The organism is Paenibacillus sp. N119s, assembly GCF_059447605.1.
Map to the genome: position 1 here is coordinate 1 of NZ_JCAJRU010000144.1, position 13,413 is coordinate 13,413.

The following is a 13,413-nucleotide window of genomic DNA, read 5'->3' on the forward strand; positions in this document are numbered from 1 at the left end:
AGACGATCTTTTATGGATATACTCTTCACCCGGAAGAGTTTATGCCTTTCTTTGATGTGTTCGTATTGCCTTCGCGGGCAGAGGCCTTTGGCTCCGTATTTGCAGAAGCGGCGTTGAGCTGTCTGGCATTGGTAGGTACAGAAGTAGGGGGAATACCAGAGCAGATTGAGGATGGTGTCAATGGTCTGCTCGTGCCACCCGATAATCCGAAGGCACTGGCAGACGCATTAGAAAAGGTCATCGCAGACCCTGCCTATCGTTATGAACTGGCTAGATCTGCCTGTGACAAGGCTAAATCAAGCTATTCTTTAAGTCGTGCCGTTAACGAACTGAAGAAAATGTATTTGAAATTTCCACACTAACCATGCCGGGTATCACCTGATTTGGAATCAGAATGCCGAAAGCTGGAGCGGGGACGTGAGGAGCGAAAAGGTCTCCCGCGTCCTGCCATGATCAGTTTACTAACCCACATCAGACTAAGCATTCCGAAAATAGGATAGAGAACAGATAACAGTGAACTGAAGCCGAACTGACTGATTAAGAAACAGGTGAGCATAATGAATAATGTAATGAGCTTGGGCGAAATTTGCACATGCTGACGAATTTGTAGACTGACTCCATAAATGTCGGCCACAAAGGTACTAAAGATCTCCATAAAAATGAGTAGAATGTATATGATTTCGACAAGCGCTCCCAGACGATAAGCAATGCTTCCCATAGGGATTTCAAATTGCTGAATGCCTGGCATTTGCGCTGACATGACAAAATGGGCAGCCATCAGCATAAAGCCAACACCAATTCCACCTAATACACCGCCCCAGCGGATGGTTTTACGGGAGAATGTTTGGCTGCCTAGAGGGACAAGCACGGCCTGAGCCATAGTCAGATTGAAGGATGTGTACAGCAGTGGAGAGATCCATGCTCTTAGTACACTGTGATCTGTCGTATTCGTAATAAAGCTTTGCGGATTAGGCATGGAAAGGGTGCTATGAACGAGTAAAAGAGATATGGTGATCATCAGCGGGACCACAATAGTGTTCATATGCAGGATCGCTTTAATACCTTTATTCAGCAGTATGTAAGTTCCGATCAGTGTAATGAGCAGTCCAGTTTGGTAGTGAAGATGAAGATGCTCCACAAAAACAGAGCCAGCTCCTGCCAGCATGACGCTATTCACGCAGATCAGCACAATTAGCGTGAATATGCTGATCCATTTTCCGGCATGGGCACCAAAAAGGTGTTTGTTTAGATCCTCGTAGGAGCGGGCTGAAATATCATGAGCGATCAGCATTATTTTCGTACCCAACCATACAAATATGAGTGTGGACAGCATAATAGTGATTGTAGCCCAACGTCCATACTGTGTAAAAAATTGCAAAATTTCTTGTCCGGTAGCGAAGCCGGCACCGACGATTGTACCAATGTATGTAAAAGCAATCTGAAAAACTTGAATATTACGTTTCATTCTCAGTCCCCCCTTGCCTGCTTGAATAACGCTGCAGTGAGCATATAATACAAACTATGTTCAACTGAAATAGGACATGACTGGATGAGACTGAAAATAATTATTATTGAATTTAACGAATAGCTTGACGGGAGCGTAATTTATGGGTCAAATCCTTGCATGGATACTGGAATACGGATATTTGGCAATGTTCGGCTTGCTTGCCCTTGGAGTAGCTGGTATGCCGATACCCGACGAAGTGCTGATGATCGCCTTCGGCGGGCTCGTGTCTCAAGGACACTACAACTTTATTGCCGCACTGGCAGTCACATTTTTCGGCAGTATGACAGGCATGATGCTTAGTTACACATTGGGGCGTCTGCTGGGCAAGCCACTATTGCACCGATACGGTAAATGGGTGAGGCTTACGCCTTCTAGGATTGCCTCCTCCGAAAATTGGTTCGGACGCTATGGCACCTGGGGAATTTTGTTCGGATATTTTGTCCCTGGCTTGAGGCATGTATCCTCATATTTGGCAGGTACAACCCGTCTAGGTGTTTTTCGTTATATCAGCTATGCATCGGCAGGAGCGTTGCTGTGGTGCGGTACATTTTTGGGAATCGGACATGCAGTGGGCATGCACTGGGAACAGGTGGCCAGGCTGATGGAGAAGGTGACGCACCGGATAGGTTTAATCGTTATTCTTTTAATTGTTTTGGGAGGAATCATCGCTTGGTTCTGGAACAAACGTAAAAAAAATGTCACATGACCGTATGGAAAGCAGGTTATAGGTTGAAAGCGGCGGGTGAAGTATGGTACTTTTACCGCATAGGAATGCCGTGGGAGGTCATGGAATGGAAGTATTAAAGAAACGAATTTTAGATGAAGGTGTGATTGCGTCCGATCAGGTGCTAAAGCTGGATGGATTGCTTAATCATCAGGTTGATCCAGAGCTGACAATGGAAATGGGACGAGAGTTCGCAGCCCGTTTCCGGGAAGAGAAAATCACCAGAGTAGTGACCGTGGAATCCTCAGGCATTGCCATCGGGTTTGCGACAGCGTTGGAGTTGGGTGTACCGTTGGTATTTGCTCGTCGTAAAAAGACTTTATTAGCTGATCCAGATGCGCTGTGTGAGCGTGTGCCTTCGTTTACGAAAGGTATTGTTACAGATATTATGTTGTCTCGTCAATTTATTCATGAACATGATCGTGTTTTGTTCATTGATGATATTATTGCTAATGGCGATGCAGCTCGAGGTATGGTCAAGATTATTCAACGCTCTGGGGCGGAGTTGGTTGGATTCGGAGTTGCGGTTGAAAAAATGTTTCAGGCAGGAGCGAGAACCATCCGTGAGCAGGGCATCCGTGTAGAATCATTGGTTAAAATTTCGTCCTTGGCTGATGGTAAAATAGAGTTTGCTGAATAGTAACATTTCGAGACTCCGGATCCTTATTTCTAATAATAACCTTTGCATGAGCATCAATTTCGCTTATAATATAGATAAGGTTTGGGAGAGGAGGCAGCAACATGGGGAATGAACAATTGACCGAACAGTTTTTTCTGGAAAAACTGGCAGCGGCTAAAGTGCATTTTGAACGCGCCTTGGATTGTAAGCATACGGAATTCGACGATTTGTATCCCTATATGATTGAACATCCTCAGTTTTTTTGGTATAAACGCTATGTGGCCTGGTCTGAGTTGTTGACATTGGTTAACCTATGCGAAGAATTGTCCTTCTCTTGGAAAGAAGAATTTACTGCTCACCAAGTGGAGTATGTAGAACAGCGAGTGTTGTCTGCACAAGTGCTGGACTTCTGGTACGAGAAGAACGATACAAAAGAACATGACCACAGTGTAAATCAGTCGGGATAATTTGTTGCTCTGTTGGCAATCCATATAAGTAGTAAGAGGAAAAGACCTAAATGATTTGTTTAGGTCTCTTTTTAAACTTTTTGTATTCTATAAATTATGGCCGTTGGTTGAAAAAATGGATAAGGAGGGAACGTGGATGATAATGGACGAAGAATTGGATGCTTATCGACTCTCCGGTGAAAAGGTACGCGTCGTACGCGATGGATTGGAGTCTAACGATGTGGTTGGCATTGTATTGGCCTGGGATGATGAACAAGTGCTTATTCGCCGTCAAAATCGACGTGTAGTCAAGTTGGATCGCAGCTATACATACCAGCCGTTCAGCGAGCCGCGTCACAATCCGGTAGATCTGGATTAAGACGAGATCGACATAGGGATTGGATAAAAAACGGGGCGTTCATTAGGCATACAGCAACTCCAAACCGGACACAGTAATAAAGGAAAACTCAACAGAGAGGGCGTGCTGTGTCAATGACGGTTATGGATGAAAAAGTACACGCATACAAGGATCAAATCAGCCATTTGGAAGATAAGTTGCCCGAGGTAGTTCATGCTTATCATCGTTTTACTGGAGAATGCTTTCAAGCCGGCAGTCTAGATGAAAAAACTAAGCAACTAATTGCGCTAGGTATTGGCTTATTTGCCAATAATGAGGTGTGCACGTTTTATCATGTGAATGAGGCTCGCTCTAAAGGAGCCAGTGATCAGGAGATTATGGAGGCCGTTGCTGTAGCTGCTGCAGTTGGTGGAGGACATGCTCTAAGCCAAGGTGTTACGCGTGTACAGAAGGCGCTGCATTAAATCGAATTATTCAAACAGATATATTCTTACTCGTAATAACGAACATAGACTGGCCTGAACATGATGGTTATGGAAAGAAGCTTCCGAGCACAGTTGGTGCCTGCGGAAGCTTCTTTTTGCGTGTAGTGCGGGGATTATGCTCTTTTGCTTGCAGCAAAAGCAGTAGGACGAGAGGAGTTATGCTTATAGGCAGAAGAGGATGTAACCCAGCTTCGCCCAACAACGCGTAGGGGTTTAGGGGTTGAGTTATTTGGTTCGGGGCGATATTTCTCGGGTAAAGGAAGAGCAACTGTATGAGGCATGGAGGTAGGGAGCCCGAGATAAGCTCGCATTCGTTCATACATTTCTTTGCGGAATGCGGGCATAGGCATACTGAACTGCTCTTTAGCGCCTTTATATATATAGGTGGCGTGAACGCCGGAGTGGTTTTGTTGTATGTCTAGAACACGAATCTGATACTTCTTAAATTCATGTTTAATTTCAGATAGCAGGATTCCGGTACGATCTATTCCTGCGTTAACCATTTCGACATAAAGATCAGGAGTTTTTAGCACGCCGCTTTCCTCAAGAATGAGACTGTCCCGCTCAAACACTTTTTGAATAAAGGTAAGAAGCAGATAACTTTTCACAAGAGAGCATTGATGCTGGCTAGTATCTGAAGAGATCATTACCATTCACCGCCTTAGGAAAATGTGATGATAATTCATAGTCATCGAAGTGAAGGAACCTATGTTCTCAAGAACTTATGTTCTTATATTAATGTACTATTCCTTTTTTATCAAGGATAAATAAAAGGTTTGACAACTTTATATGATCATGGTATGATCTATCTTGTCGCTAAGAAATTAATTTTTCGAGGTATACATCAAATATATGCGGTCGTGGCGGAATTGGCAGACGCGCACGGTTCAGGTCCGTGTGGGCTAACCCCCCGTGGAGGTTCGAGTCCTCTCGACCGCATCCATTAGAAAAAGGTTTATAGAAGTGCTCTTGTAGCACTTCTATAAACCTTTTCTTATATTTCGGGATGCCAATTTACCAGCAAGGATTTCAATATAAGAACTTGAACTTTATTCAAGTATATAAACAATTCTTTTATAAGTTTATCTTTTAAGATATGATTGGATATAACGCATTTCATGATGAAGCTATTGAAAGGTTGGATAAAAGATGGAGAAAGCAACTTTTGCCGGTGGATGCTTTTGGTGTATGGTGACTCCGTTCGAAGAGCAGCCGGGCATTCATAGTATTGTCTCAGGGTACACTGGAGGAACGATTCCCGATCCAACCTATGAACAGGTTAAAACAGGAACGACAGGTCATTACGAAGTGGTGCAGATTACATTTGAGCCTGAGCTGTTTCCTTATGAAAAGCTGCTTGAATTGTATTGGCCACAAACAGACCCTACTGATGAAGAAGGACAATTTCAGGACCGGGGCACACAGTATAAACCCGCTATTTTTTTTCATACGGAGCAGCAACGAGAGCTGGCGCAACAGTCCAAGGAACAGTTGGCGCAAAGCGGACGCTTTGATAAGCCGATTGTTATGGAAATTCTTCCGGCTACGATTTTTTATCCGGCAGAGGATTATCATAAGAAGAATGTAAAGCATTATAAGGAAGATCGAGCACAATCTGGTCGTGATGAATTTATCGACAAGAATTGGTAATCTGCTTGGATATCCGTTATTACCCACGACAAAGGCAGATCGGGGATCATCCCTGAGTCTGCCTTATACATATTTAGACGAGGTTACTCACACAATGAAGGGACAGAGAAGGAGGCTGACCCGCAAATGAGTACACGACGGAAGTTACAGATTAGAAATCTAATAAAAAAGGCCTTAAAGGCATCACGCAGACAGAAGGAGCCATCTTGTGCGCTTATACGCTCTGGGTGCTCTAGAATACAAAAAATTGTAGTACTTTGTATTTCAGTTTGTATGCTATTTATGGTCTGTAGAACTGCTGTTGCTGAAGCAATTGACCAACAAAACGAGCCGCAAAAGAAGATTGCTGTCATTATTGACGACCTAGGAAACAATATGAAAGGGACAAAGGAGATTTTAAACTTACCCGTTAAAATCACCGTTGCTGTAATGCCCTTCCTGCCTACAACCAAGCAGGACGCTATGGAAGCGCATAAGCGTGGTCATGATGTTATCGTTCATCTGCCGATGGAACCAAAGCAGGGCAGACCTGAATGGCTTGGACCTGGAGCGATCAAGGCTAATATGACGGATGAAGAAGTACGCGCCAAGGTGACGGAAGCAATTAAGGATGTTCCTTATGCCATAGGAATGAATAATCACATGGGCTCCAAGGTCACCTCAGACAAGCGTATTATGTCCGTTGTGCTTGATGTGTGTAAGGAACACGGACTATTTTTTGTGGATAGCCGTACCAATTATTGGTCAGTGGTGCCTGAACTTGCAGCTAAAAAGGGAATGCCCCCAGTGCGAAATGATATTTTTTTGGATGATGTTCATACTATCGCCCATGTGCAGCGACAGCTTGCCAAAGTGGTTGAATGGTTGGCTGAGCACGACACCTGTGTAACGATTGGTCATGTCGGCGGAGCAGGCTTGAAAACCTCTTCAGGACTTCATTTATCGGTTCCCAAATTAAAGGAGCATGCTCAGTTTGTTGGCATTAGCGATCTGGTGCGTGATGTATGGGGATGGACAGGTGATCCAGCCACTAATACTACCATACCGTCAGATGCGCAATAATACCTTCGGCAATAGCTTCAGCAATGTTTTTTTGACCAGGATCACCGGAAAGCATGGTTCTGTCCTGTTCGTTGCTGATAAATCCGGTTTCCACAATGACCGCAGGATGCTCAATTTTATTCAGGAGATAAAAGGGTTTTCCGTACATGGTTCCTCTATTCATGCAAAACAAGCGGTTTAGTGAATGCTGAATCCGTTCTGCCAACAGGTAGCTGCTGCCCTCATCCTGATAAAGCACAATGGGACCGCGTTTTTTAGATTGTTTGGCCCAATTGACATGCAGGCTTACAACCAAAGCAGTGGGAAGTTGCTCTGTTAAGCTTTTGCGTTGGGCAAGGTCTTTAAGATGCCGGGATTTAGACTTCAACCAACGGTTATCATCACTTAATGCGTAGTCCTTATCCCGATTGAGAACAGCAGGGTAACCCTGGGAACGTAGAATCAAGTATAGCTTTTGAGCAATAGCAAGATTAATATCTTTTTCCAGAAGTCCTTTATGACTTGTTCCACCATCCACACCGCCATGACCTACATCAATCAGGACCACGGGCTTGGCAAAAGCGTGATAGGAACGGTTAAAGGGGCTTTCTGTATGTTTGTTTGATTGGGTACCTTTTTCGTCAGGAAGCATAGTTGCATAAGCGATAGGGACAAGTACAGAACTACTAAGGATGCAAAGGCTCAACCCTAGAACGGTCAACCATATCCTGTTTAACTTTTTATTCAACATATTATATTCCTCCAGTGGACGAATTAATTGTGTAGTGCCTTTAAACATAATTAGCCTTGAGCTAGCACAAATATTTAAAAATAGTATGTTCCATTTAAGGGAAACCATACGTAGTTCTTTCCACAGGGGTTAAAGCCGTGGAAAATGTACAAGCTAGTACTACCTGCACCTAACGTGTTATCGGGATATTTCCAAGCACAGTGATCGAAAAGGGTAGGTGCAGATGGAGGAGGTTTATGGAGGATGGCGAAGAGTGACGAGCTGGTGACGTATATAACACAGCGGATTGTACGTTATATGGAAACGCCGCGTGATGTTCGACGCAGCCAAAAGCAAGCCAAGGAGCCGTGGGTGAGCAAATGGTTTGGCATGTTGCCTCTCGCTCTCAAAATGTGGATAAAATCCGCGCGCAGAGAGCGAAGAGAGTAACGTAAACACGCCAAAGAGACCACAAGAGGCATGGGAGAATGCCATTTGAGGTCTCTTTTTAATTTGTTATAAAGATAAATTCAAATACATTTATTGTTACTAAAATAACTGAAATACTAAGATTATAAGTGCAGAAATTCGCCATGGGACAACAATCTTTGTAGTGGTACAAATCGAGAAATACCATTGTGGTAGGTCAATGCATATAAAATGGGTTCAGACGGATGATCCGGAGATATCCAAGCTTGATACCCGCTAATGGATAAGGGTCCTCCAAAAGCAAAATTGATACTTGTGGCAGAAAAAATCATACGCTGTGAATTATTGAGTATGTCCATAAATTGGCTTGTGTTGTGGATGGAAAGTTTATGCTTAGGTTGAAGCCAACCCAGCTCATCATAGGGATCGAAAGGTTCAGACGACACAGTAACTGCTTGTGCCTGAGTTTTCAAAAAGGGTATAGATAAAGAAATCGCGTTGTTCTGGAGCTTATGCTTCCAGCTCCCATCTGCTACTTCTACAGGTAGTGGATCGCCAGTAACAGCATCAATACCTATTTGGCTACCCGTTGAGGAACGTACCAGCCAGTAGGCTAACAGAGGTTCCTCATACATAGGTGTAATTTGTAGCTTGTCGTTAGAAGAAAATTCGGTTTCTGTAAGGGATTTAAGGGATTGACGAAGTACATCCATACTGTAAGGTCCGCCAGGTCCATTCCCGTATTCGTTGAGTTGATAAGCGCCGTTCGAGTCGGATCCGATAATTAGATAGCCGATGTATTCTCCAGCATGGTTTACCTGAACAAGCCAGCTATGGGTTCCGGGGCCGAGCGGATGGTAGCTAAGCTCAGCATCTTTCCAAGAAGCAAAAGGGAGCTGCGACGATAGAGATTGTACGGTGTCGGTCGCTGTTTGTTTTACCTCGTCAGGCACCCCTTGCTGCTGAGTAGGAGGTTTTGATGAAACGTCACCTGGGGAAACGGGAGGAACAACAGGACTCATGGATTCCGTTGATGGAACCTGGAAGCTTTCGTTGTGGTTGGGTGCTGAACTTAAATTGTTTTCTTGAACGGCTGAGGGGGCCGCATGAATGGAAGCGAATGGACAGACTGCGGACAGGCTGATCAGGACAGCTGCGATCATACCTACGCTATAGTGCCCGGAATGATTTTTGTTCAATGGAATCCACCTTTCTGTCGGATGGCTTGCCGACGGAGGCATTCTTTTTTATTAGCATACAGCCTGTCCGATGAAAAGACTGCTGCACTCTGTCGGCGCAACTGTCGTATCCAGGTTCGCTTTTTGCTGTCGATACATAGGGGACAGGCTTGACCATATTTGTGGTTTCAGCAGCGGAAACTGGTGTAGGCTGAAGCAAGATGTTACAACTTGGCGACATGTCTGCAACCCTCCTGCGAAGGAGCGTGAGATATCAGTTACCGCAGATGAAATATCCCGCAGTTAATGGCGGATACAAGTACCTTTGGCTCATATTGCCATACCATTTCTTTACGGCGAGCTTGATGCTGTTCCAATACGGATTCTTTTTTATCCTCTTCCTCTTTTTCTTCCTTGATTAGATCATCGTAGTAGTGGTCAATAACCTCTAATTCCTCGCGTAATCGTTCCTTTGCCTGCTCAGCCCAACTATAATCTTGCTGTCGGAGCTGTTCAGTGAGATAGCTTTCAAGCGAGGCGGAAGCCTCAGACACAGATAGCTGTACTGGCTGTACATGCATATTGCCTGCCAGCAGAGGGCTGAGCTGACGGGTTTCGAGTATAGTGCCAAAATCCGCTACAATAGTGCCACTTTTGAGTGAGATCCCTAGCCACTGAAGTTCCTCACGCTTCAAATCGCAGGCAAATTCTATCTTGTAGCAGACACTGAGCCAAGCTTCATAAACTACGGGAGAACGGGCAGACAACTGACGGGCATCAGGCTGCTCGAACAAATAAACATATTTCCCTCCATCCCGAGCAGCTTCAAAAATTTGATGCAGCCGGCGACTTCCGTATCGAAGCTCCTCCTGCATAATGCGGCCAGGCCCTAATTGCGGCAACGTCGGTACATGACCAAAGTACCGTCCCACGACCTGATCTTGTGCAGCGTTGCCGGGTTCAGACGCTGGCGGGGTCTGAGCCGCTAAACGTTCCTGTTCCGTCCGATAGGCTTCCCCATCAAAGATGAATGTGAAGGACATCGTCTGCGCTGGAACGCCAGTACGCTCTACGTACCCCCAATAGTAGGGGCGGTTTGTTAAGGCTTTATCCGCCTCTGGAGATAGCTTGACAGTTACATGGTGGGGAGACCTCTCAATGATGCTGCACCCGGTAGCTTCCAGATAGGTGCGAACAAAACGCTGGACTTGCTGTGCATTCATAGTCAAGGCTAGCGACCTCCTTTCACACTGCGTCGAGCTTTAGGCAGAGGAGCTGCACCACTTGTTAAGCCTAACAAATCCTCGGTGGTATTGGAGCTACCTCCTGTTAATCGTCCTTTGCGCTGCTTTGTTCCAGATGACTTATCCGTTGCTACGTTTGGAGTGACTGACGGGTCTGTGCGCAGTTGCTCCATTTCTTGTTTGATAGAATCCAGCGAGTGACCCAGCTGTTGCATTTTTCTGCGAATTTCATCATCACTCCTGGATTCAAGCATGATTTTATATAAGCTTTTTTCAATGGATTCTTTTTTCTCAAACTTCTCCAGAATCATGTCTAACCCGCCGATGACCATCTCAAACATATTAATTTTTTCATGCAGCAGATGCAGGATGTGCTCCTCAATCGTTCCAGTTGTAGACAGGTTGAAGATATTCACATCATGCGTCTGTCCAAGGCGATGCACCCGTCCGATCCGCTGTTCCACACGCATGGGGTTCCACGGCAAATCGAAGTTAATCATGTGGTGACAAAATTGCAAGTTAATGCCTTCCCCACCTGCTTCCGTGGCAATCATGACCTGAATGCGTCCACGGAACAGGTCCATCATCCAATCTTTGCGGCCCCGGTTCATACCGCCTCGGTAAGGAACAGCAGACAGCCCGCGATCACGGAAATAGTTGAGCAAATACTCCTGTGTAGCTCGATATTCTGTAAAAATGATCACTTTTTCGTTCATCTTCCGGATGAGCTCAAGTGCCTTTTCCGCTTTGGAATTAGCCTTGATCGCTTTTATATGCGCGACCAAGTCCCAAACACGATCGCGTAGCGGAGAGTCTGGAGCCATCTTTTTGGACAAGTTGACCAGCGTGACAAACACAGCATCCCGGCTGCTGCACACTTCCCGCTGAAGGGTAACGAGAGACAGCATGCTGCTTAAATTTCCGCCATTCGCCTGATATTGCTCTTTGACAAAAGAGGTCACCCCATCATACAACGCCTTCTCTTCCGGGGAGAGTTCCAAGTGAATGTTGGAAACATTTCGTTTAGTGAACTGAACCGGCCCTTCTCCACGACGATTGCGGATCATGACTTTAGACAGCTCATCTTTGAGCTGATCTTCATTTTTAGGCAGACGTTTATCTACAACAAAGTTAGCTGAAAAATCACCTTGTCTTCCCAACTGACCGGGTTTGAGTAACGTGATCAGATTAAACAGCTCAGATAGATCGTTTTGTACAGGTGTTGCTGTCAGGAGTAAACAATATTTTTTACGCAGCTTCATAATGAACTGGTAGTTGGAGGTCTTTTTATTTTTCAGCTTATGAGCCTCGTCAATAATGAGCAGGTCATAATCGGTATCTAGCAGGATGTTACTATGTGGCTCCCGTTTGGCCGTATCCATAGAGGCGACGACGACCTCGGAAGACCAAGAATATGCCTTTTTCTGGGCAACTGCAGGAATGCCGAATTTGCTATTCAGCTCCCGCACCCATTGCAGGACCAGAGAAGCGGGTACAAGAATAAGCACTTTAGAAGCCAGCCCGCGAACCAGATATTCCTTCAGGATCATTCCAGCTTCAATTGTTTTGCCTAGGCCGACTTCATCGGCAAGAATGGCACGTCCGGACATCTCAAACAATACCTTTCGCGCGGTATCGAGCTGATGGGGCAATGGAGTGAGGTCTTGCAAATGTTGAAGACATTGAAGCTCATCAAAGCTCGGCACCAGCTTAGCCTTTTCCGCCTCGATGGCCAGCTGATATAGATCCCAATTTCCCCAAGGGCCTCCCTTGTGCAGTCGTTGGTCCAGCTCGTCCTGCCAGTTGCGGTCAAATTGTATCGGAACAGGCAGTGGTGCTTGGTTTTGTGTGTGCTGGGAACTTGTCGGTTTGGCTTTCATGAGGATTCCCTCCCTCCTAGTAGTAGCACCGTTGAAGCTCTTGGCTCTGTCACATATATGGCATCTATTTTGTACAGATCGTAGATGTAGTATGGACGGAAAAAGATATCTTCATAACAGGAGGGATGAAATCCTTAGTTGCCTTCCATTAACTTTTGAAGTTTACTTTCCGTAGAAGTTTGCGCATTAGGGGTATAAATGCTGCAACGAAGATCGACACTGCCTTGTACCTGGAGGGAAGTCAGGTCAAATAACATTTTGCCAGCCTTGGCATGGCGAAATTCAATGAGCACTTCCGGTGCGGAGCTTACCTCACTCTGATTCCAAAGTTCGTTAAACTCTCCGTAGGTCTGGCTCATATTTTGTATAAACTGTGCATACCAAGGATCGGTTACGTATTGCCCGTAATAAGCGCGAAAAATGGCAAGAAATCCTTTTACAAAGTGTTCCCAATTCACAGCCAGACTTTTAAACTCCTTTTTGGTGAATAGCAGTTCGATCATATTGCGCTGCTCATGTGGCAGCTCGGCAAAATCCATAAACACATGAGCAGCAGCTTCGTTCCACCCGACAATATGGCAACGCCGATCTGAAATAATAGCAGGACAATAGTGCAGCTCTTGTACGATCTTTTGCAGAGATGGAGAAATAATAGCCTGTTCCGCAGGAACAGGCAGGTGATGAGAGCCGGCTTCCAGTGCTAAATCGTACAAATATTTACGCTCATCTGCGTTCAACTGCAAGGCAGCGGCAATAGCATCCAACACGGAGGCGGATACCTTAATATCCCGTCCCTGCTCCAGCCAGGTATACCAGGTTGTACTGACACCTGCCAGCTGGGCGACTTCTTCTCTGCGTAAACCTGGTGTTCTGCGCCGTGACCCTGGGGGCAGACCAACCATATGTGGATGTAGGCGGGCTCTTTTGGTTTTCAAAAAAACAGATAATGCTTCCAGACGTGCTTCCGTTTTCATAAGTATTCTCTCCGTTCGACGAGTGTATGTGAAGTGAGGATATCAGGCGCTTACTATAGTAGTGTTCATTATACCAGGATAAACAAACACTTGTAATAGGATAAGACGAGCGTAAAATGAGGTTTATAAGTAAGCCATTGAGCAGGAG

The 13,413-nt window shown here is 45.3% G+C and carries 17 protein-coding genes and 1 tRNA gene; 10 read left to right on the plus strand and 8 right to left on the minus strand.

Annotation, left to right across the window (positions count from 1 at the left end):
- Window positions 1–362: glycosyltransferase family 4 protein (locus AC5V8P_RS16360; RefSeq protein WP_495473728.1), on the plus strand; the 362-nt coding region annotated here is incomplete at its 5' end.
- Here the strand turns inward: AC5V8P_RS16360 and AC5V8P_RS16365 are convergent.
- Window positions 359–1,465 (minus strand): YkvI family membrane protein, encoded by a 1,107-nt coding sequence (locus tag AC5V8P_RS16365; protein ID WP_063209196.1) that lies wholly within the window; start codon window positions 1,463–1,465, stop codon window positions 359–361. The two genes, AC5V8P_RS16360 and AC5V8P_RS16365, sit on opposite strands and share 4 nt — an antisense overlap.
- 142 nt (window positions 1,466–1,607) lie before the next feature.
- Between AC5V8P_RS16365 and AC5V8P_RS16370 the strand changes: the two genes are divergently transcribed.
- The 5 genes from AC5V8P_RS16370 to AC5V8P_RS16390 all read left to right on the plus strand — a co-directional run bounded on the left by AC5V8P_RS16370 (window position 1,608) and on the right by AC5V8P_RS16390 (window position 4,118).
- The gene (locus AC5V8P_RS16370; RefSeq protein WP_063209198.1) at window positions 1,608–2,213 is read left to right on the plus strand and encodes a DedA family protein; all 606 of its coding nucleotides are present in this window, start codon (window positions 1,608–1,610) and stop codon (window positions 2,211–2,213) included.
- Window positions 2,214–2,298: 85 nt separating this feature from the next.
- The gene (locus tag AC5V8P_RS16375) at window positions 2,299–2,871 is read left to right on the plus strand and encodes a xanthine phosphoribosyltransferase (protein ID WP_063209201.1); all 573 of its coding nucleotides are present in this window, start codon (window positions 2,299–2,301) and stop codon (window positions 2,869–2,871) included.
- Window positions 2,872–2,972: 101 nt separating this feature from the next.
- Window positions 2,973–3,317 (plus strand): hypothetical protein, encoded by a 345-nt coding sequence (locus AC5V8P_RS16380; protein WP_013370520.1) that lies wholly within the window; start codon window positions 2,973–2,975, stop codon window positions 3,315–3,317.
- A gap of 136 nt (window positions 3,318–3,453) precedes the next feature.
- Window positions 3,454–3,675, plus strand: coding sequence for a hypothetical protein (locus tag AC5V8P_RS16385; RefSeq protein WP_063209269.1), 222 nt, complete (start codon window positions 3,454–3,456; stop codon window positions 3,673–3,675).
- Between the two features lie 113 nt (window positions 3,676–3,788).
- A complete protein-coding gene (locus AC5V8P_RS16390) occupies window positions 3,789–4,118 on the plus strand; it encodes a carboxymuconolactone decarboxylase family protein (RefSeq protein ID WP_013370522.1) in 330 nt (109 codons plus the stop codon).
- A gap of 134 nt (window positions 4,119–4,252) precedes the next feature.
- On the opposite strand, the gene AC5V8P_RS16395 is transcribed toward AC5V8P_RS16390, so the two are convergent.
- A complete protein-coding gene (locus AC5V8P_RS16395; RefSeq protein ID WP_064796137.1) occupies window positions 4,253–4,786 on the minus strand; it encodes a YhjD family protein in 534 nt (177 codons plus the stop codon).
- Between the two features lie 207 nt (window positions 4,787–4,993).
- On the opposite strand from AC5V8P_RS16395, the gene AC5V8P_RS16400 reads away from it, so the two are divergent.
- From AC5V8P_RS16400 to AC5V8P_RS16410, 3 genes are all read left to right on the plus strand, one after another.
- Window positions 4,994–5,078, plus strand: a tRNA-Leu gene (locus tag AC5V8P_RS16400).
- 210 nt (window positions 5,079–5,288) lie between these two features.
- Window positions 5,289–5,789: a peptide-methionine (S)-S-oxide reductase MsrA gene (gene msrA, locus AC5V8P_RS16405; protein WP_064796136.1), complete on the plus strand. Its 501-nt coding sequence runs from the start codon at window positions 5,289–5,291 to the stop codon at window positions 5,787–5,789.
- Window positions 5,790–5,915: 126 nt separating this feature from the next.
- The gene (locus AC5V8P_RS16410; RefSeq protein ID WP_064796135.1) at window positions 5,916–6,851 is read left to right on the plus strand and encodes a divergent polysaccharide deacetylase family protein; all 936 of its coding nucleotides are present in this window, start codon (window positions 5,916–5,918) and stop codon (window positions 6,849–6,851) included.
- Here the strand turns inward: AC5V8P_RS16410 and AC5V8P_RS16415 are convergent.
- Entirely contained in the window at window positions 6,826–7,581 is a 756-nt protein-coding gene (locus AC5V8P_RS16415; RefSeq protein ID WP_063209207.1) for an N-acetylmuramoyl-L-alanine amidase, read from the minus strand. The genes AC5V8P_RS16410 and AC5V8P_RS16415 overlap by 26 nt on opposite strands.
- A gap of 243 nt (window positions 7,582–7,824) precedes the next feature.
- Between AC5V8P_RS16415 and AC5V8P_RS16420 the strand changes: the two genes are divergently transcribed.
- Window positions 7,825–8,010, plus strand: coding sequence for a YqzE family protein (locus AC5V8P_RS16420; RefSeq protein WP_063209209.1), 186 nt, complete (start codon window positions 7,825–7,827; stop codon window positions 8,008–8,010).
- 122 nt (window positions 8,011–8,132) lie between these two features.
- Here AC5V8P_RS16420 and AC5V8P_RS16425 read toward each other — a convergent pair whose 3' ends face one another.
- The 5 genes from AC5V8P_RS16425 to AC5V8P_RS16445 all read right to left on the minus strand — a co-directional run bounded on the left by AC5V8P_RS16425 (window position 8,133) and on the right by AC5V8P_RS16445 (window position 13,265).
- Complete coding sequence (locus AC5V8P_RS16425; RefSeq protein ID WP_064796134.1) at window positions 8,133–9,188, minus strand: hypothetical protein; 1,056 nt, start codon at window positions 9,186–9,188, stop codon at window positions 8,133–8,135.
- The gene (locus AC5V8P_RS16430) at window positions 9,160–9,408 is read right to left on the minus strand and encodes a hypothetical protein (RefSeq protein ID WP_063209213.1); all 249 of its coding nucleotides are present in this window, start codon (window positions 9,406–9,408) and stop codon (window positions 9,160–9,162) included. Before AC5V8P_RS16430 ends, AC5V8P_RS16425 begins: the two co-directional genes overlap by 29 nt.
- Window positions 9,409–9,445: 37 nt before the next feature.
- Window positions 9,446–10,396 (minus strand): YqhG family protein, encoded by a 951-nt coding sequence (locus AC5V8P_RS16435; RefSeq protein ID WP_064796133.1) that lies wholly within the window; start codon window positions 10,394–10,396, stop codon window positions 9,446–9,448.
- A 2-nt stretch (window positions 10,397–10,398) separates the two neighbouring features.
- Entirely contained in the window at window positions 10,399–12,291 is a 1,893-nt protein-coding gene (locus AC5V8P_RS16440) for a DEAD/DEAH box helicase (protein ID WP_064796132.1), read from the minus strand.
- 134 nt (window positions 12,292–12,425) lie between these two features.
- Window positions 12,426–13,265 carry a helix-turn-helix transcriptional regulator gene (locus tag AC5V8P_RS16445; protein ID WP_063209219.1) on the minus strand — a complete coding sequence of 280 codons (840 nt, stop codon included), beginning with the start codon at window positions 13,263–13,265 and terminating at the stop codon, window positions 12,426–12,428.
- Window positions 13,266–13,413 lie beyond the last annotated feature (148 nt).

Excerpts from the sequence above, each read along its gene's own strand:
- AC5V8P_RS16410 (WP_064796135.1), top strand. The coding sequence starts at position 5,916 with ATGAGTACACGACGGAAGTTACAGATTAGAAATCTAATAAAAAAGGCC.
- AC5V8P_RS16370 (WP_063209198.1), top strand. The coding sequence starts at position 1,608 with ATGGGTCAAATCCTTGCATGGATACTGGAATACGGATATTTGGCAATG.
- AC5V8P_RS16375 (WP_063209201.1), top strand. The coding sequence starts at position 2,299 with ATGGAAGTATTAAAGAAACGAATTTTAGATGAAGGTGTGATTGCGTCC.
- AC5V8P_RS16415 (WP_063209207.1), bottom strand. The coding sequence starts at position 7,581 with ATGTTGAATAAAAAGTTAAACAGGATATGGTTGACCGTTCTAGGGTTG.
- AC5V8P_RS16420 (WP_063209209.1), top strand. The coding sequence starts at position 7,825 with ATGGCGAAGAGTGACGAGCTGGTGACGTATATAACACAGCGGATTGTA.
- AC5V8P_RS16445 (WP_063209219.1), bottom strand. The coding sequence starts at position 13,265 with ATGAAAACGGAAGCACGTCTGGAAGCATTATCTGTTTTTTTGAAAACC.
- AC5V8P_RS16390 (WP_013370522.1), top strand. The coding sequence starts at position 3,789 with ATGACGGTTATGGATGAAAAAGTACACGCATACAAGGATCAAATCAGC.
- AC5V8P_RS16365 (WP_063209196.1), bottom strand. The coding sequence starts at position 1,465 with ATGAAACGTAATATTCAAGTTTTTCAGATTGCTTTTACATACATTGGT.
- AC5V8P_RS16395 (WP_064796137.1), bottom strand. The coding sequence starts at position 4,786 with ATGATCTCTTCAGATACTAGCCAGCATCAATGCTCTCTTGTGAAAAGT.
- msrA (WP_064796136.1), top strand. The coding sequence starts at position 5,289 with ATGGAGAAAGCAACTTTTGCCGGTGGATGCTTTTGGTGTATGGTGACT.
- AC5V8P_RS16440 (WP_064796132.1), bottom strand. The coding sequence starts at position 12,291 with ATGAAAGCCAAACCGACAAGTTCCCAGCACACACAAAACCAAGCACCA.
- AC5V8P_RS16385 (WP_063209269.1), top strand. The coding sequence starts at position 3,454 with ATGATAATGGACGAAGAATTGGATGCTTATCGACTCTCCGGTGAAAAG.
- AC5V8P_RS16380 (WP_013370520.1), top strand. The coding sequence starts at position 2,973 with ATGGGGAATGAACAATTGACCGAACAGTTTTTTCTGGAAAAACTGGCA.
- AC5V8P_RS16430 (WP_063209213.1), bottom strand. The coding sequence starts at position 9,408 with ATGTCGCCAAGTTGTAACATCTTGCTTCAGCCTACACCAGTTTCCGCT.